The organism is Pseudomonadota bacterium, assembly GCA_016711215.1.
Classification (GTDB): domain Bacteria; phylum Myxococcota_A; class Polyangia.
The window spans coordinates 405,793-431,647 of record JADJTL010000002.1 but is presented as its reverse complement, the minus strand read 5'-3'; the positions used below and the strand labels follow the sequence as shown (position 1 = coordinate 431,647).

Annotated in this window: 25 protein-coding genes; 11 read left to right on the top strand and 14 right to left on the bottom strand. The window is 71.0% G+C overall.

The window, feature by feature from the left end:
• Nucleotides 1–61: 61 nt before the first annotated feature.
• Together IPL40_06865 and IPL40_06860 are read left to right on the top strand one after the other, a co-directional pair.
• Nucleotides 62–424 (top strand): YhbY family RNA-binding protein, encoded by a 363-nt coding sequence (locus IPL40_06865; GenBank protein ID MBK8480881.1) that lies wholly within the window; start codon nucleotides 62–64, stop codon nucleotides 422–424.
• A gap of 593 nt (nucleotides 425–1,017) precedes the next feature.
• On the top strand, nucleotides 1,018–2,244 hold the full coding sequence (locus IPL40_06860) for a hypothetical protein (protein ID MBK8480880.1): 1,227 nt from the start codon (nucleotides 1,018–1,020) through the stop codon (nucleotides 2,242–2,244).
• 9 nt (nucleotides 2,245–2,253) lie between these two features.
• Here the strand turns inward: IPL40_06860 and IPL40_06855 are convergent, their stop codons facing one another.
• Both IPL40_06855 and IPL40_06850 read right to left on the bottom strand, forming a co-directional pair.
• On the bottom strand, nucleotides 2,254–3,297 hold the full coding sequence (locus IPL40_06855) for a Gfo/Idh/MocA family oxidoreductase (protein ID MBK8480879.1): 1,044 nt from the start codon (nucleotides 3,295–3,297) through the stop codon (nucleotides 2,254–2,256).
• Nucleotides 3,294–3,911 (bottom strand): N-acetyltransferase, encoded by a 618-nt coding sequence (locus IPL40_06850; GenBank protein MBK8480878.1) that lies wholly within the window; start codon nucleotides 3,909–3,911, stop codon nucleotides 3,294–3,296. The genes IPL40_06855 and IPL40_06850 overlap by 4 nt, the downstream gene beginning before the upstream one ends.
• A gap of 250 nt (nucleotides 3,912–4,161) precedes the next feature.
• On the opposite strand from IPL40_06850, the gene IPL40_06845 reads away from it, so the two are divergent.
• From IPL40_06845 to IPL40_06835, 3 genes are all read left to right on the top strand, one after another.
• Nucleotides 4,162–5,766 carry an Hsp70 family protein gene (locus tag IPL40_06845; GenBank protein ID MBK8480877.1) on the top strand — a complete coding sequence of 535 codons (1,605 nt, stop codon included), beginning with the start codon at nucleotides 4,162–4,164 and terminating at the stop codon, nucleotides 5,764–5,766.
• Between the two features lie 106 nt (nucleotides 5,767–5,872).
• Nucleotides 5,873–6,376, top strand: coding sequence for a DnaJ domain-containing protein (locus IPL40_06840; protein MBK8480876.1), 504 nt, complete (start codon nucleotides 5,873–5,875; stop codon nucleotides 6,374–6,376).
• Nucleotides 6,377–6,646: 270 nt separating this feature from the next.
• The gene (locus tag IPL40_06835; GenBank protein ID MBK8480875.1) at nucleotides 6,647–7,114 is read left to right on the top strand and encodes a PilZ domain-containing protein; all 468 of its coding nucleotides are present in this window, start codon (nucleotides 6,647–6,649) and stop codon (nucleotides 7,112–7,114) included.
• A 47-nt stretch (nucleotides 7,115–7,161) separates the two neighbouring features.
• On the opposite strand, the gene folK is transcribed toward IPL40_06835, so the two are convergent.
• Complete coding sequence (gene folK / locus IPL40_06830) at nucleotides 7,162–7,752, bottom strand: 2-amino-4-hydroxy-6-hydroxymethyldihydropteridine diphosphokinase (protein MBK8480874.1); 591 nt, start codon at nucleotides 7,750–7,752, stop codon at nucleotides 7,162–7,164.
• 295 nt (nucleotides 7,753–8,047) lie between these two features.
• Between folK and IPL40_06825 the strand changes: the two genes are divergently transcribed.
• Complete coding sequence (locus tag IPL40_06825) at nucleotides 8,048–8,386, top strand: STAS domain-containing protein (GenBank protein ID MBK8480873.1); 339 nt, start codon at nucleotides 8,048–8,050, stop codon at nucleotides 8,384–8,386.
• A gap of 17 nt (nucleotides 8,387–8,403) precedes the next feature.
• Here the strand turns inward: IPL40_06825 and hemH are convergent, their stop codons facing one another.
• The 5 genes from hemH to IPL40_06800 form a co-directional block, all read right to left on the bottom strand.
• Nucleotides 8,404–9,447: a ferrochelatase gene (gene hemH / locus IPL40_06820; protein ID MBK8480872.1), complete on the bottom strand. Its 1,044-nt coding sequence runs from the start codon at nucleotides 9,445–9,447 to the stop codon at nucleotides 8,404–8,406.
• A 57-nt stretch (nucleotides 9,448–9,504) separates the two neighbouring features.
• A complete protein-coding gene (locus IPL40_06815) occupies nucleotides 9,505–9,804 on the bottom strand; it encodes a hypothetical protein (protein ID MBK8480871.1) in 300 nt (99 codons plus the stop codon).
• Between the two features lie 52 nt (nucleotides 9,805–9,856).
• Complete coding sequence (locus IPL40_06810; protein ID MBK8480870.1) at nucleotides 9,857–11,854, bottom strand: hypothetical protein; 1,998 nt, start codon at nucleotides 11,852–11,854, stop codon at nucleotides 9,857–9,859.
• 68 nt (nucleotides 11,855–11,922) lie between these two features.
• Nucleotides 11,923–13,626, bottom strand: coding sequence for a hypothetical protein (locus IPL40_06805; GenBank protein ID MBK8480869.1), 1,704 nt, complete (start codon nucleotides 13,624–13,626; stop codon nucleotides 11,923–11,925).
• Nucleotides 13,627–13,722: 96 nt separating this feature from the next.
• Nucleotides 13,723–15,705 carry a hypothetical protein gene (locus tag IPL40_06800; protein ID MBK8480868.1) on the bottom strand — a complete coding sequence of 661 codons (1,983 nt, stop codon included), beginning with the start codon at nucleotides 15,703–15,705 and terminating at the stop codon, nucleotides 13,723–13,725.
• 272 nt (nucleotides 15,706–15,977) lie between these two features.
• Here IPL40_06800 and IPL40_06795 point away from each other — a divergent pair, with 272 nt between their 5' ends.
• Nucleotides 15,978–16,409: a hypothetical protein gene (locus tag IPL40_06795; protein ID MBK8480867.1), complete on the top strand. Its 432-nt coding sequence runs from the start codon at nucleotides 15,978–15,980 to the stop codon at nucleotides 16,407–16,409.
• On the opposite strand, the gene IPL40_06790 is transcribed toward IPL40_06795, so the two are convergent.
• From IPL40_06790 to IPL40_06780, 3 genes are read right to left on the bottom strand one after another with little or no spacing between them, the layout of a single operon-like run.
• Nucleotides 16,363–17,106 carry a DUF2344 domain-containing protein gene (locus IPL40_06790; GenBank protein MBK8480866.1) on the bottom strand — a complete coding sequence of 248 codons (744 nt, stop codon included), beginning with the start codon at nucleotides 17,104–17,106 and terminating at the stop codon, nucleotides 16,363–16,365. The two genes, IPL40_06795 and IPL40_06790, sit on opposite strands and share 47 nt — an antisense overlap.
• Nucleotides 17,107–17,129: 23 nt before the next feature.
• On the bottom strand, nucleotides 17,130–19,064 hold the full coding sequence (locus IPL40_06785; GenBank protein MBK8480865.1) for a TIGR03960 family B12-binding radical SAM protein: 1,935 nt from the start codon (nucleotides 19,062–19,064) through the stop codon (nucleotides 17,130–17,132).
• A 60-nt stretch (nucleotides 19,065–19,124) separates the two neighbouring features.
• Complete coding sequence (locus IPL40_06780; GenBank protein ID MBK8480864.1) at nucleotides 19,125–20,078, bottom strand: hypothetical protein; 954 nt, start codon at nucleotides 20,076–20,078, stop codon at nucleotides 19,125–19,127.
• A gap of 340 nt (nucleotides 20,079–20,418) precedes the next feature.
• On the opposite strand from IPL40_06780, the gene IPL40_06775 reads away from it, so the two are divergent.
• Both IPL40_06775 and IPL40_06770 read left to right on the top strand, forming a co-directional pair.
• Entirely contained in the window at nucleotides 20,419–20,778 is a 360-nt protein-coding gene (locus IPL40_06775; protein ID MBK8480863.1) for a PilZ domain-containing protein, read from the top strand.
• A gap of 315 nt (nucleotides 20,779–21,093) precedes the next feature.
• Nucleotides 21,094–21,351 carry a DUF2934 domain-containing protein gene (locus IPL40_06770; protein ID MBK8480862.1) on the top strand — a complete coding sequence of 86 codons (258 nt, stop codon included), beginning with the start codon at nucleotides 21,094–21,096 and terminating at the stop codon, nucleotides 21,349–21,351.
• A gap of 150 nt (nucleotides 21,352–21,501) precedes the next feature.
• Here the strand turns inward: IPL40_06770 and IPL40_06765 are convergent, their stop codons facing one another.
• The 3 genes from IPL40_06765 to IPL40_06755 form a co-directional block, all read right to left on the bottom strand.
• Nucleotides 21,502–21,930: a CBS domain-containing protein gene (locus tag IPL40_06765; GenBank protein ID MBK8480861.1), complete on the bottom strand. Its 429-nt coding sequence runs from the start codon at nucleotides 21,928–21,930 to the stop codon at nucleotides 21,502–21,504.
• Between the two features lie 112 nt (nucleotides 21,931–22,042).
• Complete coding sequence (locus IPL40_06760) at nucleotides 22,043–22,903, bottom strand: CBS domain-containing protein (protein ID MBK8480860.1); 861 nt, start codon at nucleotides 22,901–22,903, stop codon at nucleotides 22,043–22,045.
• Nucleotides 22,904–22,991: 88 nt separating this feature from the next.
• Nucleotides 22,992–23,489 (bottom strand): universal stress protein, encoded by a 498-nt coding sequence (locus IPL40_06755; GenBank protein ID MBK8480859.1) that lies wholly within the window; start codon nucleotides 23,487–23,489, stop codon nucleotides 22,992–22,994.
• Between the two features lie 555 nt (nucleotides 23,490–24,044).
• Here IPL40_06755 and gatC point away from each other — a divergent pair.
• Nucleotides 24,045–24,332 carry an Asp-tRNA(Asn)/Glu-tRNA(Gln) amidotransferase subunit GatC gene (gatC, locus tag IPL40_06750; protein MBK8480858.1) on the top strand — a complete coding sequence of 96 codons (288 nt, stop codon included), beginning with the start codon at nucleotides 24,045–24,047 and terminating at the stop codon, nucleotides 24,330–24,332.
• 56 nt (nucleotides 24,333–24,388) lie between these two features.
• Entirely contained in the window at nucleotides 24,389–25,855 is a 1,467-nt protein-coding gene (gene gatA / locus IPL40_06745) for an Asp-tRNA(Asn)/Glu-tRNA(Gln) amidotransferase subunit GatA (GenBank protein ID MBK8480857.1), read from the top strand.

Sequence of the window (25,855 nt, the reverse complement as noted above, 5' to 3'; positions counted from 1 at the left end):
TCCGCGCGTTGACCCCCAGCGCCCGGCGATCCCCCCGGTGGCGCTTCGAGAGGACGACGATATGGCCCTACGCGGCTTCCAACGCACCTTCCTGCGCGGCCTCGCGCATTCGCTGCAGCCGGTGGTGCACGTCGGCCACGAGGGTGCCAGCGACGCGGTGGCCGAGGCGCTCGACGAGGCGCTGACGGCTCATGAGCTGATCAAGGTCCGGATGCGCCAACCGGCCGACAAACGGGAGCTGGCGCAGCACCTGGCGACGAGCGCGAGCGCGCAGCTCTGCGGCCTCGTCGGCCACACGGCCATCCTCTATCGCCCGCATCCCACCAGCCCCCGGCTGCAGCTCCCCGAGCGTGCCGGCCCTTCACGCACCTTGCCGCGCGCCTTGCCTGAACCTCGGCCGACCGGCACTCGCCGCCAGTCCTGAGGCCCGGCTCTGGGCTCCATCGAAGCCCGGTAAGGACAGCCGTCCCCCCCGTCGGCGACTTGGCTAGCCCCGTGGCGCGCACGGCGGGCGGCGTCTTGGGTCGCCGCAGTGGGCAGCGTCTTGTCTTGGGCCCCGGGCGGTGGCGCTAGCAAGGCTCGCCGGTCGTCGGCCTCTGGAGCAGGGTATCCCACCGAACTGACGTTGGATCTTCCCTTCGGCCCCCAGCCAGGCGCCCTCTACTTGGGACGCTTTCGGGGATCCATCGCCTGCCCCAAGGTCACCGAGGCCAAGCGATGGCGACTCGGTACGCATGTTGCATTGGCCACCCGCAGGGGCGACCGATGGCAGACCAGCCACCGCCCCGCAGACCGAGGTGGATCATGGATCAGCTCCGCGCATACCCGACGAAGGGCCCCTCCGCGCCGGCTCGCCCGCCCGCTGGCGCGACCGCGACGCGGGACGGCCAGGCCCCGGCGGACTTCCACCTCGCAAACCCCCGCGACCTCACACCTCCCGCTCCCTCCTCGAACGCCTCTCGGCGCCCTGCTTGGTGCGAACTCCGGCGTAGGCCCCTGCAGAGCGGCCTGGCTGGGTTGGCGCTCCTGCTCGTCGGAGCCCTGGCCGTCGGCTGCGGCGGTGGCGGTGCGGCCGGCGATTGCGGTCCCTGCGCCGACGGTTGTTGCAGCGCCGCGGGCGCCTGCCTGAGCCAGGCGTTTCAGACGGAGCAGGCCTGCGGCTCGGGCGGCGGCGTTTGCGGCGCCTGCGCCGGCGGTCAGACCTGCGTCCACGGTCAATGTGCAGCGGCCAGCGCGAGTTGCACGCCCGCCTGCGATGCCCTGACGCAGGATTGTGTCGGCGGCCAGTGCGTGGCGCGCGGCGGCCTGCAGGCCGATGCCTGCGGCGGGAGCTGCGCCTTCTGCGGTGGCACCTGCGACGCTAATACGCGGAGCTGCTTTGGCGGCACCTGCAACGCTTCCGGTACTAGCGGCGCCGGTGGCGGCGGCGGCCTTGGCGGCCTGCTACCAGCCTCCTGCGCCAGTTGCTCGCCCGGTCAGCCCGGCGCCGCACGCCAGTGCTGCGACCCGATGACCCAGCTTTGCGTCGCGCCCGATGGCATCACGAGCTGCGCCTCCGCGAGCACCGGTTGGTGCGGTGGCTGCGGCGCTAGCGGTAGCGGTGGTGGCGTGGGGATCGGCGTCGGTGGCCTCTGCAGCGGCTGTCGCCGTGCCGACGGGAGCTGTGTGGCGCTCGGCGTCGGTCAGGGCCTGAGCGATGGTCTCTGCGGACGCGACGGGGAGCAGTGCATGTCGTGTCGCGACCAGAGTGCGAGCTGTGACGCGGCGCAGGGGATCTGCCAGTTTCGCGAGCGCACCTGGCGTGTCTGCGCCCAGAGCGCCGTCATCGACGCCTCGGTGACCTGGGATCCCCTCGACTCGTACTTCCCGCCGACCTTTGCCGGGCTGGTGACGCTCGGTACGCCGAACGCCACGCAAAACCTCACCGGAATGTCTGCGGTAAAGGGGGTAATCCCGCTCCCGCGCGGCGGCACTCAGGAGATCTGGACCTCGATCTTCAACGGCTCGAGCTGCGTGCGCGGCGTGACCGAGAGCGCCCTCGCCGGCGGCACCTCGGGCGGCGTCGTGGTCTCGATCTGGGAGACCGATATGTTCGACCCGGACGACGCGGCGGGTGCTTGCTCGTTTCGCGTCGAGTCGCTCGACCTGATGTACGGGTCGCAGACCATCCAGCTCACGCAGGCCAACGGCCAGTGCACCGGCCACGTCGGCATGGTGGCGATCACCCTGACGCCGGAGAGCTGAGGGGCGCGGTTAGCCCTCCGCCAGCGGCGGCGCGATGCGCATCGGCGCGCCGCCGGCGAGCAGCGATCGCGCGGCGGCATCGAGCACGTTGACCACGGCCAGGCCGTCGCGCGCGCTCGTGCGCGGCGTGGCGCCGCTTCGTACGCAATCGAGGAAGTGCAGGCATTCGGCGGCGAGCGGCTCGTTGAGCCGCACGCTCGGGATGTGCACGTCCCCGTCGCGCAGCGCGAGAAACTCGCCGAACGACTCGTAATCGAGCGGCCGATCGAAGCCCTTATCATAGACGCGTAGCTTCTCGCTGGCGTGGGTGTCATCGAAGATCACCATCTTGCGTGATCCGACCACGGTCAGGCGTCGCTCCTTATGCGGATCGAGCCACGAGAGCTGGATCTGCGCCATCGTCTGATCGGGATAGTCGAGGTTGAGGAAGACCACATCCTCGACGCCCGCCTGCAGGTAGGCATGACCGCGGGCCGCGACCGTCTCCGGCTGCTGGTCGAGCAGGCATTGAATGATGCTCAGATCGTGCGGCGCGAAGCTCCAGAGGGCGTTCTCGTCGCGCCTCACCTGTCCGAGGTTCACGCGCAGCGCATACATGTAATAGATCCGACCGAGCTCGCCCTCGCGCACCATGCGCTGCAGGCGCTCGACCGCCGGATGGTAGAGCATCAGGTGGCCGACCATCAGCGTTCGACCGGCGGCCTCGGCCGCGGCGACCATCGCGGCCGCGTCGCTCGTCGTCGTGGCCATCGGCTTCTCGACCAGCACGTGCTTTCCCGCGCCCAGCGCGGCGAGGGTCGGTGCGCAATGCAGCGGCGCGGGCGTGGCGACGACCACGGCCTGCAGCGTTTGATCGGCCAGCAGCTCGTCGAGCTGCGCGGTCAGCCGAGCACCCGGCGCGAGCCGCGCGCAGCGCTGGAGGGCCTGGGGATCGAGGTCGCAGACCCAGCGCAGGTCGGCCCCTGGCAGGTTGGCGAGGTTGCGGACGTAGTTCTTGCCCCAATAGCCCGCGCCGACGACGCCCACCTTGACCGGCGCGTCTGCCGGGCTCATGGCTGCACCGTGAGCGGCTGCCCGTCGGCTCCGCCCGTATAGTGCGTGGCGCAGCCGGAGCAGCTCAGCGTGGGGGCAGCGCCCGCGGGCGCGGGCTCGGCCGCCAGCAGCCGCAGCCCACAGCGGCAGACCCAGCCGACCTGCCGCGCGGGCACGCCGACGACCAGGGCGTGCGCGGGCACGTCATGCGTCACCACGGCGCCGGCGCCGACCAGCGCGAATGCGCCGATCTCCGTGCCGCAGAGCACCGTGCAGTTGGCACCCAGCGTCGCCCCGCGGCGCACGTGCGTCGTGCGGTATTCGTGCTTGCGCTCGATGAAGGCACGCGGCGTCGTGACGTTGGTGAAGACCATCGACGGTCCGCAGAAGACGTCGTCCTCCAAGACGACCTCATCGTAGACCGAGACGTTGTTCTGGATCTTCACGCCGTCTCCGATGCGCACCCGCGCCCCGACGAAGACGTTCTGTCCGAGCACGCAGCGCGCGCCGAGGCGGGCGCCGGCCATCACGTGCGAGAAGTGCCAGACGCGCGTGCCCGCGCCGAGTTCGGCGCCGGCGTCGATGACGGCGGTGGGGTGGACCAGCGTTGGCGTCGCGCTCGTGCTTGCGTTCATTCGACGGGGCTCCCTTGCTCTCGCGGCCAGCTTGCTCTTGCGGCCAGCTACTGCGCGACGATAGGAGGTGACCGCGGCGCGGTCCACTTTGCCGCCCGCTGCGGCGTGGCGCGGGCGCCCGGCCGCGCGGCGCGCGCAGTCGCCCGCGGCGCGGGGTGCGCCGGTTTTGCAGCCTCGCGGCGCTCGGCTATCATCGCTGCTCAGCGCCGCAGGGGGCTCACTCCCCGCACGCTGCCTTGGGGGTTCGCGCATGGATACGCCGGCAGTTGGCATCGATCTCGGTACCTCGAACTCGGTGATCGCGGTCGTCCAGGGCGATCAGGCCACCGTCGTTCCCGACGGCGGCGGTCGTCGCACCCATCCTTCGACCGTCTCGTTCCATCCCAACGGCTCCGTGCTGGCGGGCTACGCGGCGCGCGACCGGCGCACGATCGACCCCGTCAATACGATCTTCTCGGTCAAGCGCATGATCGGTCGGCCCTTTCGCTCGCGCGAGGTGCAGGCGATGGCCAAGCGCGTGCCCTATAAGATCGTCGAGGGCGACAACCAGCAGCCGTTGATCGCCGCGCGCAACCAGAAGCATACGGTTTCCGAGATCTCGAGCTACGTGCTGCGCTACGTCGCCACCTTGGCCGGCCAGCACATCGGTGCGCGGCTCGAGCATGCGGTGATCACCGTCCCGGCGAACTTCGACGACGCCCAGCGCGAGGCCACGCGCGTCGCCGGCCGCGTCGCCGGGCTCAACGTCCTGCGCATCCTCAACGAGCCGACCGCGGCGGCGCTGGCCTACGGCTACGGTCGCGGGCTGACGACGCGGATCGCCGTCTACGACTTCGGCGGCGGCACCTTCGATATCACCATCCTTCAGCTCAACGAGCAGGTCTTCGAGGTGCTCTCGACCGCCGGTGATACCTTCCTCGGCGGCGATGATGTCGACGAGCAGATCGTCAACCAGATGATCGAGCAGTTCGTGCGCGAGCACCGCATCGACCTGCGCTTCAACAGCAGCGCGGTGGCCCGCCTGCGCGGCGTGGCCGAGCAGCTCAAATGCCAGCTCTCTGGCAGCCCGATGGCCGTGGCCCAGGTGCAAGAGGTCGCCTACGGCGAAACCGGCCAGCCGCTCGATCTGGACTTCCAGCTCCCGCTGCAGCAGCTCAACGCGCTGGCGATGGAGCTGGTCAAGCGCACCTTCCTGATCTGCGACGAGGCCTTGCGCCTGGCCAGCCTGACGGCGACGCAGATCGACGATGTCGTGCTGGTCGGCGGCATGACGCGGATGCCCCTGGTGCGCGACAGCGTCGAGAAGTACTTCGGTCGGCCGCCACGCACCGACATCAACCCCGACGAGGTCGTCGCCGTCGGGGCCGCGATTCAGGCCGCCGTCCTGACCTATGGGGCGCTCGATGCCGGGGATGAGGAGGCGGGGCCGCGACCGCAGTCGGTGCTGCTCGATGTCGTGCCGCGGGCGCTCGGGATCGGGGTGGTCGGCGGGTTCACCGAGACGATCATTCGCCGCAATGCCCAGATCCCCCTCGAGCAGACGCGGCGCTTCACCACCAGCCAGGACGGGCAGACGACCGTGCGGCTCCAGATCTGCCAGGGCGAGGCCAGGCTCTTCGAGGACAACCAGGCGCTCGGTGAGCTGGTGCTCGACGAGCTGCCACCGGCGCCGCGCGGCGAGCTGCAGATCGCCGTTACCTTCGAGATCGACACCGACGGCATGCTGCGCGTCTCCGCCGTCGACCAGCGCACCGGCCGCGAGCAGAAGGCGGATGTGCGGTTGATCGGCGCCGCCACCGAGGAACAGGTCGAGGCCCTCGCGCGCAAGCATCAGGAGCTGCCCGCGCCCGCTTAGCTTGCCGCGGGCGCCGTGCCGCTCGCACCGATCGGCGCCTTCGGTCTAGCATCAGCGGTCCCCGGGCTCGCTTGAGCCGCGCGGGCGGGTTCGCTATCGTGCGCGCATGGTCACGCCGCAGCTTCGCGAACGCATCACCCAGATCCACCGCGACCTCGAGCAGTACAACTACTACGAGCTGCTCAACGTTGGCGCGACTGCAGCGGCCGACGAGATCCGCCAGGCCTTTCACCGGATGGCGCTCGGACTGCATCCCGATCGCTACCAGGCCGTGCCCGATGCGGCGCTGAAGCGGCAGGTCTACGCGATCTACAAGCGCATCACCGAGGGCTATCGCGTGCTGATGGAGCCGCCGCTGCGCCGCGAGTATGACGAGGCCCTGACCCAGGGTCAGCGCCGTCTGGTCAAGACCGAGCGCACGAAGCAGGCGGCGCCGCGCAAGGGCGACAGCATTGCGAACCCGCAGGCACGAAAGTACTTCACCATGGCGCAGGAGGCCGAGCGTAAGGGTGACAAGAAGAACGCCAGGCTCTACTACAAATTCGCCTCCGACCTTGGCGGCGACGACCCGGTGATCGCCGAGCGCCTGGCCGCCCTGCAAGGGGGCTGAGCCCCTTCTGCCTCCGCCAAGCGGCGCGGCGCGTCGCGCCGCCGGCGGGGCGGGGCCGCTTAGCGCCGCAACGCGATGGCTCGCCGACCCGCAGGCGACAGCCGCAGGCGGACAGCCGCAGGCGACAGCCGCAGGCGACAGCTGCAGGCGACAAAAGTTGCCCGCGGAGGCGTGAGGCCTTAGAGTCGCCGCCGCGCTGACTCTGCGCCAGCCAACGCCCGCACTACCCCGACCGACGCCGGCCTTCAGGGGCCGGGAAGGAGCCCCCTGATGCGATGCATGCTCACGGCGCGCCGTCCCTTCGAGCAGAGCGTGAAGCTCTGGGTGTCTGGCCAGGCGCAGGGCGTGACGGGCAGGGCGCGGGACCTCAGTCGCGGCGGGATCTTCGTCTGTCTGCCCGAACCCGCGCCGGTAGACAGCGAGCTGCGCCTGCAGTTCGAGCTGCCGGGCGCCGGAACCGTCGAGGCTGACGCAGTCGTGGTGCGCGTCACCGAGCCGGATCATCCGCTCGACCCGCCGGGCATGGCGCTGCGTTTCCGAGCGCTGGGCCCCGCCGCCAGCGCCGAGCTCACGCGGCTTCTCGCGCCGCAGCCGAGCTACCCCGTGGTCGACACGATAGCCGACGACGAGTGGGATCCGGTGCATACGGCTGCCTATGCGCTGCACGCCGCGGCTGCGCTGCACGCCACGGCTGGCACGGGCGCATCCTCGAGCTCGCGCGCGGCGCCCAACGCCTGATCGCGCGCGCGCAGCGCGCTTCGCCGCGTGGCGTGCGACTCAACGACTCAACGACTCAACGGGGCTCGGCTTCGCTTCGGCGTAGCGGCCGCCCGGCCGCACCTGGGACGGCTGGGAAGAAAGAGCTGTCCGCGGCGGACCAAGCGCTGGTCAGCCAGGGCGGCGAGATGGCGCGCCAAGGGCAGGCCGTCGCGCGGATCATGTAAATCCGCCTCTAGCTCGAGGAGCGGCCGCAGCGCGAAGGCGCGCTGGTGGAGGCGCGGGTGGGGCAGGATCGGCGCAGTGCCCCAGCGCACCGCGTCGTCGTAGAGCAGCAAATCGAGGTCGATCAGCCGCGGCCCTTGCGCCCGTAGGCGCCGCCGGCCCATGCTGCGCTCGATCGCGAGCATGGCCTGCAGCAGGCCCTCCGCGCTGAGCTGAGTGCGGACGGCGATCACGGCGTTGAAAAAGAGAGGCTGGTCGGGCCACGGCCCGAGCGGCGTGCTCTCGTAGATCGACGACCAGGCGCAGGGCACGATGCCACGCCCGCCGAGCAGGCTGATCGCCCGAGCGAGCTGCGACCCGCGTCGCCCCAGATTGGCGCCGAGGCTGAGAAACGCGCGATGCGCGCCGAGGCCAGCGCCAGCGGCGGGCCCCAACGGCTGGCGCTCGCTGGGTCGCGTGGGCGGTCGAGGGTCTGCGGCTGGCGACGGCGCGCTGCGGGGCATGCGTCCCTATCCATGAGCGCGGCCGGCATCGTGCTGGCGCCGCCGCGGCGCGGGCAGTATGACGCAGGCGCTGGGAGCTGCCTACGAAACCAGCGGCGAACCCACTTGCGCCCCTTCTCGGCGGCCGGCTTTACCGCTTCGGCGAGGGCGTGGTAAGCGCGGGAGGGCGGGCCTGCCCATCGCTTCGACGGCCCCGCGTTCAGCCCATCAGATGAGGCGCGCCGAGATGCTCAGCTTCCAGGTTTCTGCGCAGGACGGCGTCGACGTGCTGGCGCTCGAGGGGCGGCTCGACGCGGTGACGGCGCCCGAGCTGCGCCCGACGATCGACGCCCTGGTCGCGCGCGGCCCGCACCGCTGCGTCGTCTGCGATCTGCGCTCGCTCGAGACCATCGACAGCTCCGGCGTCGGGGCGATCATCTCGTTGTTCAAGCGCCTGCGCCTTAAAGGCGGTGACCTCCGCATCGCGCGGCTGCGCGGCCAGCCGAAGGAGATCTTCCGCCTGCTGCGCCTCGACCGGGCCTTCGACCTCTACGAGACGCTGGAGGAGGCGGCAGCGGGGCGTTAGCCTGCGTCCGCGCCGCCTCAGAGCCCGCCGCAATCCTCGCGGGCAATCCGCACCACGGCATCGGCCCAGGCAGCGCTGGCGTTGGGGCAGGGCGCGAGGACGAGCTCGCGGCCGCCCGCCGCGCGGAAGGCCTCGACCCCGCGCATCCCGATCTCCTCCACCGTCTCGAGGCAGTCGGCGACGAAGGCCGGCGTCAGCACGACGACGCGCTCGATGCCCTGCCGCGGCAGCTCGGCGAGGATCTGGTCGGTGTAGGGGCGAATCCACGCCTCGCGGCCCAGTCGCGACTGGAAGCAGATCACGCGCGCCTCCTCGGCGATGTCCAGTGCCGCGCCGAGCGCGCGCATCGTGGCGAAGCATTGGGCGCGATAGCAGTAGCGGTTGCTGCTGCCGATCGTCGTGCAGCAGTCCGCGTGCGCCAGACAGTGCTGGCCGGAGACGTCGCTCTTGCAGCAGTGCCGCTCGGGAAGGCCGTGAAAGCTGAAGAGCACGCGCTGCGGCCGCGCGGCCTCGAGCACGGGGCGCGCGCCGGCGGCGAAGGCGGCGATGAAGGACGGGTGCTCGTAGAAGGGGGGCACGATGTGCAGCCACGAGGTGTTCCAGTCGGACGCAGCCGCGCGCATTACGGCCTCGACGCTCGATCCGGTCGCCGCCGAGCTGTACTGCGGATAGAGCGGCAGGACGACGACGCGGTCGGCGCCCGCCGCGCGAAGCTGCGCCAGCGCGCTGGCGATCGAGGGATTGCCGTAGCGCATGCCCAGCGCGACGCTGACCTCGTCGCCGAGGCGCGTCTGGACCGCTCGCGTCAGCGCCCGGCTATGCGCCAGCAGCGGGGAGCCCTCGGCCGTCCAGATCTTGGCGTAGGCGGCGGCCGATCGCCGTGGTCGCCGCGGCAGGATCAACAGGTTGAGAATCAACCAGCGCTGCCAGGCTGGTCGGTCGATGACGCGCGGATCCCAGAGAAACTGCCGCAGGTAGCGGCGAACGTCGGCGACGCTCGGGCTATCCGGCGTGCCGAGGTTGACGAGGAGCAGGCCTTTACGCGCTTTCAGCGAGGACATCGCGGTCGTCTTGCTCCCTCCGCAACGCTGCGCAGCATGGAACGCGCAGGCACTATATCAGCTCGTCCGCGGCGTCGATCGCCGGTGGCGCTCGAGCGGCACCACGAGGCCGCGCACGCCATCGAGCCAGACCCAGTCGCCGTCGCGCAGCGCGTGGGTCGCTGAGCGGGTGCCGACGACCGCGGGCAGACCCTGCTCGCGTGCCAGCAGCGCCGCATGGGAGAGCGAGCCGCCATGATCCGTCACCAGCCCGGCGAGCTGCCCGAGCACCGGCGCGAGGGCGGGGGTGAGGGTCGGGCAGACCAGCACGACCCCGCCGAGCTGCTCGGTCAAGAGGGCGGCCGCGTCGAGCAGCACGCGCGCAGGCCCCTGGGTCGCCCCGCCGCAGCCGATGCCATGCAGCGCGTGCTCAGAGGCGCGGGGAACGCCCCAATGGCAGCGACCTGCGCTGATCGCGAGCGGGGGGAGCAGTCGGCCGCGCGCCAGGCGCAACGCGTTTCCCGCGGCGGCCTCGGCCAGCAGGCTCGCCCCCGCCGTCGCCGCGGCGCTCGGGTCGGCGAGCGCTGAACCCAGGCGCTCGAGTGAGAGCTCGAAGACCTGCGTGGGGTCGGCGAGCACACCTCTGGCCACCAGCGCGGCGCCTGCCTGCAGCCAGGCGGCGCGCAGCGGCCAAAGCGCGCGCGAAGCACCAGTCGTCGTCCTCGGCGCTGGCGCGTGCTTGCCGAGCAGCCGCGACGTAGCGCCCGAGCGCCTCGCGGGCCGAGGCCGAGAGCCCCCGCAGCAGCGTGTCCAGCTCGGCGTCGGCGCTGGCGCGCTGCGCCGCGATCCGCGTCAGCGGATCATCCTCTTCGGCGCCGGAAAGGCGCGCCCGCAGCCAGCCACGCCATCGCTCCGGGTCCTCGGCGAAGGTCGGCTCGGCGACGTCCCAGCGCGCAGCCAGGGCCCCGTGCGCCTCGAGGTAGGTGGCGATGGCTTGCGGCAGGGGCCCCGCCTGACCGTCGGCCAACCAGGCCTTCAGCGTCGCGTCTTCGCGCGCGGCTCGCCCGAGCTGCCAGAGGGCGGCGCTATGCTGCCACGCCTGATGCGCCTCGCCGAGGCTGAGCGCCGCGGCGCGCTCGGCTGGCGCGGCCACGCCAGCCGCGGCGAGGGCCTGTTCGAGCGCGCCGTGGGCGCGTCGCCGCAGCGCGACCGGGGTGCCCTCATAGCGCAGGTAGAAGTCCGCGAAGTCGGCCAGCGCTCGTTGTAGCGCCGTCCACGCGGCGGCCGGCGCTGGCGCCGTGGCGTCCGGTCCTGGCGACGCCTTCGCGGCTCGCGACGGCGCGAGCGATGCGAGCGCGGCGGCGAACTCGCCGGCCTCGACCGTCGTGCCTAGCGCGGGATCGCGCGCTACCGCGCGCGCGGTGAGCGCCGTAAAGAGATAGCCCTGGCGGACCGAGAAGCGTCTGCTCCCGCCGAGCGCGCGGTCGAGCCAGGCCATCAGGCTCGCATGCGCGGCCGAGAGCGGTTCAGGATTGTGCTCGCGATCCCAGCGCCAGGCCGCCCCACCCTCGTCCTCGCCCGCGGCCCACTGAGCCTCGTCGCGGCCTGACGCAGGCCTTGGCGGCGCCTGCCGTGCTTGAACCAGCCAGAGCCGCTCGCCGTCGTCGATCCACTCGACCTCGACCGCGCCGCCCAGCGTCTCTTCGGCACCGAGTACAGCGCTGCGCAGGGCCTCGCGGGTCCGCGGCCCGAGGGTTGCGTCCTTCACCCGCGCGCCGGCGCCAACAAGGCCCGCTCGCGGCAGCAGCGCGACGCGAGGAATCGCGGTCCCTTGAGCCAGCGGCCCCGGCGCTCCCTCGATCGTCTCGACCCGCAGGTGGTCCGCGCGTTGCGGATCATGTGACGCCGCGAAGCCGCTGTGGATCGCCGGCACCTGCCGCTGCACGATGATCGCCATCGCCTCGTCAGAGGGGCTCCTGCCGCTGCAGCGGAGGGCGGCCCAGGCCAGCGGCGTCCACAGCGAGACCCAGCTCGTGCGCACCGCTGCGATCAGCGCGGGAAGCTCGTCCAGCCCGAGCGTCGAGGCGAAGAGGCCGGCGGCGCTCTGCCCCGCACGATCTTCGCAGCTCGCGGAGGACCGGACGGCGACGGGGGCGCCAAGCTCGGCCCTGGCGCCCGCCAGCGCCGCGAGCACGCCGGCACCCGGCTCCCAGCGCTCGAGCGCGGCCCGGACGCCGCAACAGACCTGCACCACCTCACGCAGCGGCGTCGCCGGATCGGGCAGGGTTTCAGGCAGCGCCGCCCGGTAGACGCTCGCGCTCAGACAGTAACCCTCGGGGACCGGCAAGCCAGCCTCCAGGAGCTGGCGCAGCCCCACCGCCTTACCGCCGCAATCCTCAGGTGTCGCCTCGCGCAGCGGGATCAGCATCGGCGCATCCTAGCAGCCCGTGGAGTCGTTGTTCCCGTCGCGAGGCCTGGCCATCGATCGGTCCTCGGCTAGCCTCCTGCCCTCCCCGCGCTGGCGCTACGCGCAAACGCGCTCGCATCGATCAACAGGAGATCGGTGCCCGGGGCCAGCGCGCGGGCAAAGGCGGCCAGCCCGAGCTGCTGGGCCGCCGGCGCATGCATGATCAGGAAGTCGACGCGCCAGCGCGCGATCCACGCCAGGAAGTGCCTGCGTCGCCCGATATTCGTCGGCAGGTAGATCGCACGAAAGCCAGTGAAGTAGTTGAGGTGCTCCGCGCCGTAGATGGCCACGAGGCTGCCCTTGGGGATGAAGCGGCCGAAGGCGGCGGCGAGCGGCACATAGTGCGAGGCCACTTCCTCGGGGCCGTGCGGGATCAGCCGGCCTTGCAGCAGCGCGCCGCGCACCGCTGCCCAGTCGCCGCTCTGAGCGCCGAGCAGCGCGAGCGCGCCCAGCGCCAGCGCCTGAGTCGCCCGCCGCCAACGCGCCCGCCGCAGCACGCGACCGAGGCCGGTCGCCAGGGCCAGGGCGAGCAGCAGCGTCAACCACAGGTGCATTGGCGCGAAGAAGCGCGGATCCGGATAGGGCGTCATGCTGACGGTGGCGAAGGTGGCGACGATCTGCAGCAGCGCGAGTCCCGCGAAGAGGCGCCGCCGCCGGCCGAGAGCGCGCCAGCTCGCCAAGAGCGCCAACGGGGCCAACCAGAGCAAGGGCCCGGCGGTGGTCGCGAGCGCGCGGAGGTTGCGCTGCGTGTAACCGAGGCGCTGGCGCAGCCAGAGCCCCGGCTCAGTACGCACCGTTGGCGGACCTTGACCTGGGATCCAATAGCTGAGGTGCGTATCCGAGACATGGGTCGAAAAGATCATCGGCCAGTTGTCGCTGGCGAAGGGGCGCCCAAAGCGCAGCGTGTTGCGAAGGCCCCAGGGCGACATCGTGACGAGGAAGGCCGCGAGCAACACCAGCAGGGGCCGGGTCGCCGCGCGCCACGACCCGAGCCGCCTCGCGAGCGCCCAGAGCAGCAGCGGGACGGTGGCGAGACAGAACGCGAGCTGGTCAAAGCGGGTCAGCGGCAGCGCGGCGAGGCAGATACCCGCGAGCAGCGCGGCGCGAGCGCGCTGCTTTGTGCGCGTCAAGAGCCGGTCTACCGCGAGGGCGAAGACGAGAAAGAGCATCATCGCCAAGGGAATGGCCCGGCCGGCCATCGCTTCGCCGCGATAGCCGGCGTCGTGGGCAAAGAACCAGAGGAACGCCGCCGGAAAGAGCCAGGCCTGCCGCCACACCAGGTGACGCAGGGGCCAGGCCAGCAGCGCCAGGGTCGCCAGCAGGACCGCCAGGTTCGCCACCGGACCCGCAGGCAAGCCGAGGTCGAAGAGGCGATCGGTCAGGCCGACGACCAGCGGGTAGAGCGGCGGGAAGGCGCGGTTCGGCAGCGGCCAGCGCGGCTCGGCATAGAAGTCGCGGCAGTAGTCGACGCTGTAGCCGCGACCGTGGGTCAGGCTCCGACCGAGCAGGTTGTAACCGACGGCGTCTGGCGAGTAGATGCGGCCGAGGCCGCCGTGGAGCTGGCTCCAGAGCCAGCTCCAGGCGAGCAGCAGGAGCAGGACGACGCCGAGCGCCCGCAGCGCGCGCGACAAGCGCCGGCGGTAGGCGCGCAGCATGCGCGCGGGGGCGCCACCCGAAGCAGCACGGAGGCCCTGCGGGACGCCATCCTCAGGCCCTGCCGTCGTCTCGGACACGCGCCAACCCCAACTTCGAGCGAGCGAGGCTACAGATCGCCTCCGCGCCTGTCCAGACGGGGCTGGCCGAGCGGCGGGACGCCTCGACCGATGACCCTACTCGGCGAGCTGCCGAATCGCCGGTCCGAGATGGCGGAAGTAGCTGGCGTTGAAGTCACTCCGCTCGGTCACCTCGATGCAGCGGGCCATGAAGGCCGGGCTCAGCGTGCGGTGGGCGCAGTAGACATCGCCGAGGCGCTTCTCGCCGCCCGTGCCGTAGCCCAGCGCCGCGTCGAGCTCCGTCTGGAACGCCTCGAGGACGCGCCTCGCCGCCGCCGTGTAGCTCGGCAGCCCGAGCAGCGCGCCCGCGGTGGCGACCATCGCGGCGGTCGTATCGAGGTGGTGCTCGAAGGCGTTGTCGACGTAGCGCCGACTGTCCAGGTCGACGTAGGAGCCGTTGAGGGCCTCCAGGTTGCTGAAGATCGGGAACATCGCCCAGTGGCCAATGTTCGGGTAGCTGCGCGCCACGCTGCCGCCGTGGCCGTCATCGAGCGTGAGCTGCGCCGTGGGCGCCAGGCGGCCCATCTTCGTCAGCGCCAGCCCCAGTAGGGCGGCGCAGTTGAGCGTGTAGAGGCCGGGGTCGCGCGGCGTGTAGTGGTAGCGAATCGCGAGCTGGGTCGCGTCGCCCGCTTCACCGCTGAAGCGCGAGCCGCCGACCGTGTAGAGCCGCTTGATCGCGAAGGGTGGATAGCGCTTCAGCGGGGCGCTGAGCTCGTCCTGCGTCTCGGACGAGGCAAAGCGTCGCAGTGGGCCGCCAGGGGCGTCGAGATGGCCATCCGCGCCGGGCACCGCCGCCGCTTCGCCGTCCTGGTGCCAATAGGCGGCCCCCTTGTCGAAGGCCATGCGGAAGTGCGCCTGGCCCGTGAGGCTGTAGGCGTCGGCCAGCACCAGCAGGGCGAAGCCCGTGGCGTAGAGGTTGGGCTCGCCGGCCGGGGAGCAGCTGTTGTTGGCCCATGCGTCCCAGCCCGCGGCGAGGTTGTTCCAGCCCAGGTACTGCACGCCGTCGAGCCAGCGCCAATCGTCGGTGCGGGGTGCGACGCCGCCCGCGCCAGGCCGGACCCCCTTATAGTTTGCATGGACGATGACGTGGTCGGCGAGGCGAACGACCGCTTGCCGCAGCACGTCGTTCAGCGTCAGAGGTGATCCTGCTGCCCACGGCTCCGGGTCGTCGCGCGTGAGGTGGTAGCCGTCGTAGAAGAGCGTGGTGATTCGGCTGATGCTCGCCCACTCGAGCGGTACCGGCGGTCGGTTGGGGTAGTAGTCCTTGCCGTCGCGATCGAGCGCCTTCACCGCGCCAAAGGCGCGGATGCCCTGGCTCGAGTAGCAGTCCGCCGAGCTGTTGAGGTGGCGTGGGTCGGTGGCCGGCGCGCCGGCGTAGTCGAAGAACCCCTCGGGCACCGTCTGGCGGATGCGCCCCCAAGCGCTGCCCGCGTAGTGGAGGTAACTCCCGAGGTTGGCGCGCAGCCCGACCTTGACCTCGTCATAGGACAGACCGACGAAGCCTGAGCTCTGCCGGGCGATCGGGAGCTGGTAGAGCTCTTCCTTGCAGCGCGCGAAGGCCGTTGGGCTGACGCTGCGCGCGGCGGCGCATTCGACGCAGCGCCCCTGCTGACAGCTCCGCTGGCTGCCGCAGCCTTCGCCATCGGCTCGGTAATGCGGCCAGCAGCGGCGCGACCCGTCGCCGTTGCAGCCGAGCACGCCCACCTGGCAGGGCTCGCCGAGGTCGCAGGGGCCACTGAAGGCGCAGCCGCTCGTCCCCGCGTCCGCGCCGCCGTCACGGCCGAGCGTGCCCCTGGCGTCGCGCTGCGCCCGCGCGTCGGTGCCGCCCGCCCCGCCGCCGAGCCCCGCAGCATCGCCCCGGGCGCTGGCCGCATCGCTAGAAACCGGTTCAGTCGCCGGGGCCTCCGGACAGCTCGCCAGCGGGAGCACCGCCAGGGCCAGCAGCCCCGCGCGCGCCGCCCTCGCGCCGCAAGGCCACCCCTTTGGGCGCCCGATCCGTCGGCGGTCGATCGTGGTGCGTGGCGCCCTGGGCTCAACCATCTGAGCTGACCTCCTGCGGATCGGGCCGCGCCCAATGGGTGCCGCGCGTCGCGGCTGCCAACACGAATGTGCCGGGTTTCTCCGGTCGCCTAGGCTCAATCCAAGACCCGACGTCGTTGTGCAACGCGCCCTTGTCCCTCACCGCAGCATGACCGGAACCCGGACGAGGTCAACGAGCTGCGGCGCAAAGCCCCCGTGGCTACGAGCCCCCGCGACGCCCTTGCCGTCCCGGGCCTCCCTGCGGCATCGTAGGCCCTCGCTGGAGGTGAGCGATGGACCGGATGTTTTCGCGCGAGCTGACCGAGCGGGCGATCGCCGCCTGCAACGACGACCCGGAGCACCTGCAGCGCGCGCAGCTCCTGACCGGGCGCGTGATTTTGCGCGCCCTCGACGCGCCGGATGGCAACGACGTGCAGATCAGCTACGACTTCGAGCGTGGCCGCTGCACGGCGCACAGCTACGACGAGGCCCCGGCCCCCGCGCCCTTTCGCGCCACGCGCTTCACCGTGCTTCGTGATGGGCTGGTGCGCATCACCGCGCGCTACGAGACCTGGGCGCGCCTCGACCGCGGGGAGCTGGAGCCGGAGGATGCGCTCAGCTCGCCGGACTACAAGCTCGACGGAAACACGGTGCTGCTCGTGCCGCTGACCCAGGCCGTCAACTCGTGGACGGCGAAGGTCCGGGCGCTGCCGAAGGCGTACTGACCGGCGCCGCCGCGGCCGCCACTCCTGAAGGCGGCGTGGCCGCAGCGGCGTCGAAGCAGAGCCCCCGGCGCTCGATCGTCGCGTCGGCGGGTTCGTAGCCGAGCGCGCGCAGCACCTCGTCGGGCCGGCCGGTCGGGCCGACGCCACCGCTCAGCCGCATGCTCAAGCCGCCCTCGGCCGTCAGCTCGAGTCGCTGGATCAGGGGTCGAAGGTCGTACGCGCGCCGGCGTCGCTCCCGGGGCAGCGTCGTCGTCGCCAGCAGCGCCGCGATGCGCGCAGGGAGCGTCGTCGCGCTGCTCGGATCCAGCGTGACGAGGTAGTCGAAGCCCGATAAGCCGCGGCCAAGCGCGGGCGTCTCGGCCTCGACGGAGGCCACGTCCTCGATGCCCAGTCCCGGCGCGGCGCAATGGCGCAGCCGCTGGTGCAGCGCCCCAGCCTCGAGGCGCTCGGTCAGACCGAGCTCGAGCAGCTCGGCCCGCCCGATGAACCCGAGGGGCAGCGACGCCGCGAAGAGCAGGCGCGGATGCGGATGAAAGCCCGCGCTGTAGGCCAGCGGGACCTCTGCGCGTCGCAGGGTGTGCAGCCAGACGCGCTGCAGGTCGAGGTGGCCGACCCAGCGCAGGGGCCCATCCTTGGCGAAGCGCACGCGATAGCGGGAGACGGGTGCCTGGGCTGGCGTGCCGCCGGGGTCGCTCATCGGGCGCGCCCGTCGCCCCGCCATCAGGCTGGCTCCCCGGCGGCTGCCGCGCCAGCAGCGGCGGCGGTCGCCGCTGCGCCGCCGCCGACCTCGGGGCACTTCCAACCAGGACCCGGATGCGCCGCTCGCAGCGCCTTGAAGGTCGGCAGAATGCCGCAGGCAGAGCAGCGCTCGCGGCAGTCGTCGCGCAGCCGCTGCGCCGCGCTCCAGGCGCGGTCCTCGCGCAGGAAGCGCTGGCTCACGCCGGCGTCGATATGCTCCCAGGGCAGGCGCTCCTCCAGCGGGCGCGGGCGGTGCGTGTAGAACTCCGGCGCCAGCCCTGCTGCGGCGAAGGCCTGTTGCCAGAGGTCGAAGCGGAAGTGCTCGCGCCAGGCGTCGAAGCTGGCGCCGGCCTGCCACGCCGCCAGCACGACGGCCCCGAGCCGGCGATCGCCACGTGCCAGCCAGGCCTCGAGCATCGTCTCGTGCGGGTCGGACCAGCTGAGCTTGATCGCGCGCTCACGCAGGCGCTGGCGCAGGAGCAGCTGCTTGGCGGTGATCTGCTCCAGCGAATCGCAGGGGACCCATTGGAAGGGCGTGTGCGGCTTGGGGACGAAGGTGCTGATGCCGGCATGGACCTTCGCCCGCGAGCCGAGCACCCGGCGCCCCTCGGCGAGCACGGCCTGACAGAGCGCGGCGATGGCCTCGACATCGGCGAGCGTTTCCTCGGGGTGCCCGATCATGAAGTAGAGCTTGATCGTGTGCCATCCGCGCGAAAAAATCTCGCGTGCCGTCTCCAGGAGCTGGGACGTCGCCACCGGCTTGTTGATGATCGCGCGCATGCGCTCGCTGGCGGCCTCGGGCGCCAGCGTGAAGCCGCCGCGCCGGGAGTTTCCCGCCAGCGCTTGCATCAGCTCGACGGAGAATGACTCGATGCGCAGCGACGGCAGCGAGATGTTGATGCGACGCGAACCAAAGCGGGCCGCGACCGTGCGCACGAGCTCGAGGGCCTGGCTGTAGTCCGACGAGGAGAGCGAGAGCAGGCCGACCTCACCGAAGCCCGTGGCCTCGAGCGCCGCGTCGATCGCCTCGACGATCGCCTCGACGCTGCGTTCGCGCACCGGGCGCGTCACCATGCCCGCGTGGCAGAAGCGGCAGCCGCGCGTGCAGCCGCGCATGATCTCGACCGCCACGCGGTTGTGGACGGTATCGAGGTTGGGGACCAGGGGTCGCGTCAACGGCGGTGGCAGCACGGCGACCACGCGCTTGTGGATCTGCTGCGGCACGCCGTCCTCGCGCGGGTCGACGGCCGCGACACGCCCATCGGCGTGGTAGCTGACGTCATAGAGCGCGGGGACGTAGACGCCGTCGATCGCGGCCAAGGCGCGCAAGCGCTGGGCACGGCCGGCGCCGTTGCGCTTCGCCTCCAGCAAGCAATGTGCGACGTCGAGCAGCGCCTCCTCGCCATCACCGATCACGAAGGCATCGATGAAGTCGGCCATCGGCTCGGGGTTGAAGGTCGCGTGACCTCCCGCCAGCACCAGCGGGTCCTCGTCGGTGCGCGCGTTGGCAAGCAGCGGGATGCCACCCAGCGCCAGCAGGCTGAGCACGTTGGTGTAGATCGACTCGTAGGGCAGGGAGATACCGACGAGGTCGAAGTCGCGCAGCGCATGCCGCGTCTCGAGCGAGAAGAGCGGAAGCTCGTCTGCGCGCATCAGCGCCTGCATGTCTGGCCAGGGCACGTAGACGCGCTCGGCGAGCATCTCGGGCTGCTGGTTGACCAGCTCGTAGAGCGCCGCCAACCCGAGGTTGGGCATCCCGATCTCGTAGATGTCCGGAAAGGCCAGGGCGACCCGCAGGGGGATTCGCGCCCACGGCTTGACCACCTGGTTGAGCTCGCCACCGACATAGCGCGCAGGCTTCTCGACCCGCGGCAGCAGGCGCAGCAAGCGCTTCTCGATCTCGGCGGGGCTGAGCATCCGTCGCGGCTCCAGATCGTCTCTCGTGCGGCGTGGCGCGCTGGCCACGAGGCGCGGGTCTCAGGGCGCTATGAGGCGCTGCCTCTGGCTGGTGAGTACGCGGACCTCGGCCTCGCCGAGCCCGCGGGCGCGAAAGGGCGTGCGGCGCAGGCGCACGGTCTCGAGCAGCAGGTCGCCCTTCGCCAGCGGGTCGAGCGCCTCGAGCAGCCGCCCCGGCAAGACGAAGAACCCGGCGTCGCTCACGGTGCAGCGCAGGACCGGTCCCCCCTGCTCCTCGGCATGCTGCAGCTCGAGGTACATCGTGTCCGGCATCGTGTCTGGCATCGTGCCCGGCGGGCCGCGATCCACCGACCAGCGCAGCTCGAGCGCTGGCCTCGCGTCGCTGCCCGCGGCGCCGGCTGCGTCGCCAACCGCCACGGCCGGCAGCGTGACCACCACGGCAGGGAGCGCCGGCGGCAGCACCCGGAGCGCGAACGCGCCCACCGTCGTGCCGCCGATGGCGCCGATCTCGACGGGGGCCTGCTGCAATTCCCCCCGGATCTGCCCCTGCGCCTCCTCGTAGACCGTGCCGGCGACGAAGGGCAGCAGGCCCGCGAACGAGCGCGGGCGCAGCGCGAGGCTCTGCCCAGCGGTCTGGACCCGGATATCGCCCGCCTCGAGCAGATCGATCTCGCCCTCGTCGGCGCCCGCGACATCCTGCTCGTCCCCGTCACGCAGCGCGTCGAACCAGCCGCACTCCTGCAGCGGCGGGAGCTCCCGTTTGGGGTCGAGCGGCAGCGCCAGCAGGCGTGCCACTTGGACCTGACTCAGGCCACGGAAGCGGGCCAGGTGGGCCGTCGCCGAGAGCTCCAATCGGGTCGCGGCGCCGATCGCCGCCTGGGGGCTGGCCGAGCGTGGCGCAAGGCGCAGGGTGAGCAGTCCGAAGGTATGCGCCCTCGCCCTCGCCTCATCGCCGACCGGACCGGCCGAGTCGCCGCTGCACCCGAGCGCGAGCGACGCGAGGCAGGCGACCACCGCAGCCCGCGGCAGCTGTCGCCGCCCGGGAAAGCGGAGCGCCGCGGCATACAGCGTCGCCGTGCGAGGGGATCTCCGAGCCTTGGCCGCAATGCACGTTCCCTTCAAGCTGGACAGGGCCAGCGGTCGACCACGAACGACCGTCGGCCGCTCATCGCCCGCTCACCCAGGCCCCGGAGCGACGCACAGTATAAGGCGCCAACCTCAGTCTTGAAAGCGCGACCCCGACGGCCCATGGAGGGGAAATGCTACATGTAGGATAAAGTCGTATAAAGTACCCCTGCCGCGTTTCGCTGGGCCGTTCGCCGCAGTCGAGAGCGCGCGCTGGAGGGGAAACTTCATGTCCGTGCCGAATCGTCGGTCTACCCATCGGGCGCCCGTAGCCGTGGCTGTGAAGCAGCACCGCGGTGAGGACGTGTTCCTATGCCAGTCTGCCGACATCAGCCCTGGAGGGATGATGCTGGCGCGGGCCTGGGGCCAGGACGACCCGAGGCCCTCGCGCTGCTGGCTCGAGTTCGAACTGCCCGGCGCCGATCGCACCATCGTCGCGCGTGCGGCGCTCGTGCGCGAGCGACGCCGCGCCGCCTATCAACTGATGGCCTTTCAATTCGCGGCGCTCGCGCCTTCGCATCGTCGACTGATCGCCGATTTCGCGGATCATGCGCCGCGGCTTTCCGGCGTGCCGAACTTCCTGCGCTAGTGTTCCGCGCTGGTGCTTTGCCGCCACCGCCGCCCACCGGGTCGATTTGCCCCGGTGCTGCGCCTCGAGTGGCGCCATTCGACCGTTTTCGGCGCCAGGCACGGCTTTGAAGGCGGAGAGCAGGACCCGCGCTACCAGGCACCCGATGTGCAACCCAAGGTACATTCCCCAGGAGTGCTTTATAAGTAGCTGAATAGGCGGGGTTGAGCGCAACCTCGCCGCGCCATCCCTGCCGCCGCGGTCAGCGTCCCTGGGCCTCAACGGCTGCCCTACAGGTACGGGACTTGCTGAGCTACAGCGGCAGGAGGCTTGCCGATGCTAACACCTCACGCAACACCCCTTTGGGCTCGTCCCACCGCCGCGGCCGACCACGACCATGTCGTACCGGGACATTGGGCGGCCACCGAAGACAGGATTCGACTGCGAGCGTACTTCATCTCGCTGGAGACGGGCGGTCGCGATCCGGTGGCCGACTGGCTACAGGCCGAGGCCGAGTATCGCGCAGAGGCGGGGCTGCAGGCCAAGGGGCCGACCGCGCCCTGCCTGAGCTGGGCGGGCCTGCTGCAATACTGAGCGCGCTACCCCCGCGGCGCGTGGTCCGGCCGACAAGCGCGGCTCGGCGGATAGACTCGCCCCAGCTAGACTCGCCCCAGCCGATCGAGGCGCGTCGGCGGGACACGGCCAGGCATCGGAGAGACAGGAGAGACAGGGCGCGGCCGCGCCTCAGGGCGGAGTGGCCTTTGGCGAGTGCTTCGGTTCGGCTTCGTCGAGCGCGCGCACGACGAGATCGAGGAAGTCTGCTTCGGTGATGATCCCGACCAAGCGACCTCCGTCGACGACAGGCACGCAGCCGAATTTATGATCGCGCATGATGCGGGCCACCTCGACTGCCGGCGCGTCCGGCGCGACGCTCCGCACGCCGCTGGTCATGATCTCGACCACGGGGATCTTGGCCTCGAGTCGGCGCGACTGGTCGCGGCTCAGCCCCGCGAGTGCGCTCACCTGCGCTCGCAGAATATCGCGGTGGGTCACGAGACCCGCCAGATGCCCATCATCCAGCACAGGGAGATGACGCACTCGCGCCAGCCGCATGATCTCATCGGCGAGGTCGAGCGTCTCGCTCTTATCGAGCGTGATCAGCTCGGTCGCCATCAGGTCCTTCGCCTTGAGCCGGTACACGACTACCCTCGCCTTCCGCCGCGCCGCATGGCGCCTGCCTGAGCCTGTCTTGCGCTCGTGTTCGGTAGGGCGACCCCACCCATGCTCATGGGATCAGCCCCGTGTTATCCGGCCTCGGTCGCGTCAAATAGCCATTTTGTTCGCCGAGCCACCGCAGCACGTCGAGCGCCGAGAGCAGGCCGACGACCTCTCCGCTGTTGTCGGCGACGATCGGCAGCCGATGGACGCCCTCGAAGGCCATCAGCGCAGCCGCCTGGGCAAGCGAGGTGCTGGCGCGCAGCGAATAGGTGATCGGCGTCATGATATCCCGCACGACACCCCGCGAAACCACCTCTTCGTGGAAGCCCGACCCCAGGGCGTAGGCATCGCCCTCGTCGCGGGGCCGCGGCTCGCCGCACGCGTCCCGCTCGTCCCATTGTTGAACGGGTGGTCTTGCGCTTTGCTCTACGGTCAGCGGAGGCCCGTCGGGGAGCGGCCGCTCGAAGACCTCGCGCAGCAGGTCGGTCTTTGAGACCACGCCGACCGGGTTGCCCTGCGCATCGACGACAGGGACGCCGCTGATGTTGCGCGATAGCAGCAGCCGCGTCAGCTCACCGATGTCCAGGTCCTCAGTCACGCAGACCACGTCCTGGGTCATCACCTGCGCGACCGGCGTGCGTTCGCCGGCACTCAGCGAGGACTCCGCGTCGGGCCATTCGCCGGCCGCCGACGAGGCTCTCGGCGCCTCCGCGGCGAAGCTGCAGCTCAGAAAGCTGTGTTGGCCGCTGTGGTCGAGCGAAAAGCCCTGGCATCGCTCGCAGCTGCTGCACTGCTGCACGGGCACGCAGCGATCCCGCCGGCGGCAGACCACCTTGAGCTGTCTCGAGGTGATGCCGTCGCCAAAGTGCGTTTCGCGGACCAGCACCCGCAGCCGACGGGCCGGTACACTGCTCCAGAGTTCTCCCATCGTTATCGTCCCTTCGCTGTGCCGGCTCGCGCGCCGCGGCTCGGCTAAGCCCTCGTCCACCTAACGCCCACGACCTTGGTGACGCCTGCTACTCGGGCCGCTCCGACGACCTGAGCCCCGTCTGCTCCCCACCGCTGTGGCGAATCGTTAGCACCGGGCAGCTCGCTCGGCGCACGATCTTCTCCGCGACGCTCCCCAGAAAGACGTGCGAGAGGCCAGTTCGTCCGTGGGTTCCCATCACCACGAGCTCGAAGCCTTCCCGCGCGGCGAGCTCGACGACGGTCTCCGTCGGATCGCCCGACTCGAGGCGCCCGCGCACCTGGACGTGATCCGGCGCTGCCAGCAGCGCCAGGAGCTCATTCATTTCCTTGCCGGCGGCCGCTCGCGCGAAGCTCGCCAGGGATTGCCTGACCTCGCCCGGAAGCTGAACCGTGACCTCCGGAATCACGTAGCGCGGCGGCTCCCACACATGCAGCAGGTCGATCTGCGAGCCCAAGTGCTCCGCGAAGAACAGGGCATAGTCGAGGGCCAGGCGAGAGCAGGCCGAGAAATCCGTCGGGACGAGAATTTTCGCGGCTCGGAACATCACGGTCCTCCCGCGGGTTGCGCTCCGATGGTCTGAAAGCAGACCACCCCACCTGCGAGTGAAGCAGGTGCTGTGCCAAACTCGAAGAAGATAATAAAGCGTTCAGTTTAAAGGCCTTGCAACAACAGACGCCAGCGAACTCGCCGGTCGGTTGCTGCCCACGAGTCAAACTGACGCCGCACGACCCGCGTCCAGAAAAGCCCTGGGGCAAAATGACACGATCGGAGAACGACCTGAGCGCGGGGAAGGGCGTTTCGGCCGCGGTCACCGCCAGCGACCCACCCGAGCCTGAGTTGCTATGTGGCCCGGCCGAGCGTCCGGCAGGCGCCTGTGGAGGCGGGCTAAGCCATTGCTGCGCGCACCGAGCGTGCGTTATAAGCGGCTGGTCTTTGGGCTTTCCGCCGCGAGGCGGCAGGGACGCGCTGACCTCGTCGCTTGGCCTTGCCCGGCAAGACGCGATAGGCGCGATAGGGCGCGATAGGCGCGATAGGCGCGATAGGGCTTCACTTGAGCGCGCGGCTGGCTGCCGCGTTCACAGCACAACAGGTGCCCTCGATGAAGATCAGTCCAGAGCAGGTGCAAAGAGTCGGTGAGCTGGCGCGCCTGCAGCTCTCCAGCGAGGAGACCCTGGCCCTCGCGGCACAACTCAGCCGCCTCGTCGCCCATTTCGAGCAGCTGGACGAGCTCGACACCAGTGCTGTCGAGCCGACCTCGCACGTCCTGCCCTTGGCCTGCCCGCAGCGGTCCGATGTGACGCGTCCCTCCCTGGCGCGGGCGCTGCTGCTGAGTCCGGCGCCGCTCCACGAGGACGGCTATTTCGTGGTGCCCAAGATCATCGACTGAGATCATCGACTGAGATCATCGAGTGACGGCTGTCTGGCCGTTGCCTGGAGGCGATGGTGGAGATCCTCGAGCTGACAGCGACCGCTCTCGCCGAGCAGGTGCGCAGCAAGCAGCTCAGCGCCGTGGAGGTGGCTCGAGCCTACCTCGCGCGAATCGCCGAGCTCGACCCTATCCTGCACGCCTACATCACGGTCGACGCCGACGGCGCCCTCGAGGCCGCGCGGGCCATCGACGCTCGCCTCGCGCGCGGTGAGGACGTCGGCGCGCTGGCCGGGGTGCCGATCGCGCTCAAGGATATCTTCGTCACGCGTGGACTGCGCACCACCTGCGGCTCGCGCATCCTCGCCGATTGGGTGCCGCCCTACGAGGGCATGCCCTCCGCGCGCCTGCGCGCCGCGGGTGCGGTGGTGCTCGGCAAAGCCAACATGGACGAGTTCGCGATGGGCTCGTCGAACGAGAACTCGGCCTTCGGCGCCTGCCGCAACCCCTGGGACATCGAGCGCGTGCCGGGCGGGTCCTCGGGCGGTTCGGCCGCCGCCGTGGCTGCACGGCTCTGTCTCGGCGCGCTCGGCACCGACACGGGCGGATCGATTCGCCAGCCGGCAGCGCTTTGTGGCGCCGTCGGGATCAAGCCAACCTACGGGCGGGTCAGCCGCTACGGCGTGATCGCCTTTGCGTCGAGTCTGGATCAGGTCGGCCCGCTCGCCCGCACGACCGAGGACGCGGCCGCGCTGCTGGAGGTCATCGCCGGCCACGATCCGCTCGACGCGACCAGCTTGCCGCAGCCGGTGGGCCGCTATCGCGAGGCGTGCCGCCGCGGCGTGCGCGGGCTGCGCATCGGCGTCCCGGCCGAGTATTTCGCCGCAGGCCTCGACCCCGAGATCGAAGGCGCCGTGCGCGCGGCCATCGACGAGCTCGTCGGGCAGGGCGCCGAGCTGGTCGAGATCTCGCTGCCCCACACCAAGTACGCGATCGCCACCTACTACCTGCTCTGCACCGCCGAGGCCTCCTCGAACCTCGCGCGCTACGACGGCGTGCGCTTCGGCATGCGCGCCGCGCGACCGCAGGATCTGGGCGACCTCTACAGCCGTACGCGCCATGACGGCTTCGGCCCCGAGGTCAAGCGGCGCATCATCCTCGGCACCTTCGCGCTCTCGGCGGGCTACTACGACGCGTACTATGCCAAGGGGCAGCGCGTGCGCACGCTGATCCGCCAGGACTTCAGCCAGGCCTTCGAGCGCTGCGACGCGATCGTCGTGCCGACCTCGCCGATCACCGCCTTCAAGCTCGGCGAACGGTTGGATGACCCGCTGCAGATGTACCTCGCCGACATCTACACCATCTCCTGCAACCTCGCCGGCCTACCGGGTCTCTCCCTGCCCTGTGGTTTCAGCAGTCAGGGGCTGCCGATCGGGCTCCAGGTGCTCGGGCGGCCGCTCGGTGAGGAGCAGGTCTTTGCGGTAGCCGGGGCCTACGAGCAGGCCCACGACTGGCATCGGCGTGTGCCCGAGGTGCGGCGATGA

Coding starts and splice junctions, on each gene's coding strand:
- IPL40_06785 (MBK8480865.1), bottom strand. CDS start 19,064: ATGCTCAGCCCCGCCGAGATCGAGAAGCGCTTGCTGCGCCTGCTGCCG.
- IPL40_06835 (MBK8480875.1), top strand. CDS start 6,647: ATGCGATGCATGCTCACGGCGCGCCGTCCCTTCGAGCAGAGCGTGAAG.
- gatC (MBK8480858.1), top strand. CDS start 24,045: ATGAAGATCAGTCCAGAGCAGGTGCAAAGAGTCGGTGAGCTGGCGCGC.
- IPL40_06770 (MBK8480862.1), top strand. CDS start 21,094: ATGCTAACACCTCACGCAACACCCCTTTGGGCTCGTCCCACCGCCGCG.
- IPL40_06795 (MBK8480867.1), top strand. CDS start 15,978: ATGGACCGGATGTTTTCGCGCGAGCTGACCGAGCGGGCGATCGCCGCC.
- hemH (MBK8480872.1), bottom strand. CDS start 9,447: ATGTCCTCGCTGAAAGCGCGTAAAGGCCTGCTCCTCGTCAACCTCGGC.
- IPL40_06775 (MBK8480863.1), top strand. CDS start 20,419: ATGTCCGTGCCGAATCGTCGGTCTACCCATCGGGCGCCCGTAGCCGTG.
- IPL40_06850 (MBK8480878.1), bottom strand. CDS start 3,911: ATGAACGCAAGCACGAGCGCGACGCCAACGCTGGTCCACCCCACCGCC.
- IPL40_06840 (MBK8480876.1), top strand. CDS start 5,873: ATGGTCACGCCGCAGCTTCGCGAACGCATCACCCAGATCCACCGCGAC.
- IPL40_06855 (MBK8480879.1), bottom strand. CDS start 3,297: ATGAGCCCGGCAGACGCGCCGGTCAAGGTGGGCGTCGTCGGCGCGGGC.
- IPL40_06865 (MBK8480881.1), top strand. CDS start 62: ATGGCCCTACGCGGCTTCCAACGCACCTTCCTGCGCGGCCTCGCGCAT.
- IPL40_06760 (MBK8480860.1), bottom strand. CDS start 22,903: ATGGGAGAACTCTGGAGCAGTGTACCGGCCCGTCGGCTGCGGGTGCTG.
- IPL40_06825 (MBK8480873.1), top strand. CDS start 8,048: ATGCTCAGCTTCCAGGTTTCTGCGCAGGACGGCGTCGACGTGCTGGCG.
- IPL40_06755 (MBK8480859.1), bottom strand. CDS start 23,489: ATGTTCCGAGCCGCGAAAATTCTCGTCCCGACGGATTTCTCGGCCTGC.
- IPL40_06765 (MBK8480861.1), bottom strand. CDS start 21,930: ATGGCGACCGAGCTGATCACGCTCGATAAGAGCGAGACGCTCGACCTC.
- IPL40_06800 (MBK8480868.1), bottom strand. CDS start 15,705: ATGGTTGAGCCCAGGGCGCCACGCACCACGATCGACCGCCGACGGATC.
- IPL40_06845 (MBK8480877.1), top strand. CDS start 4,162: ATGGATACGCCGGCAGTTGGCATCGATCTCGGTACCTCGAACTCGGTG.
- IPL40_06790 (MBK8480866.1), bottom strand. CDS start 17,106: ATGAGCGACCCCGGCGGCACGCCAGCCCAGGCACCCGTCTCCCGCTAT.
- IPL40_06810 (MBK8480870.1), bottom strand. CDS start 11,854: ATGCTGATCCCGCTGCGCGAGGCGACACCTGAGGATTGCGGCGGTAAG.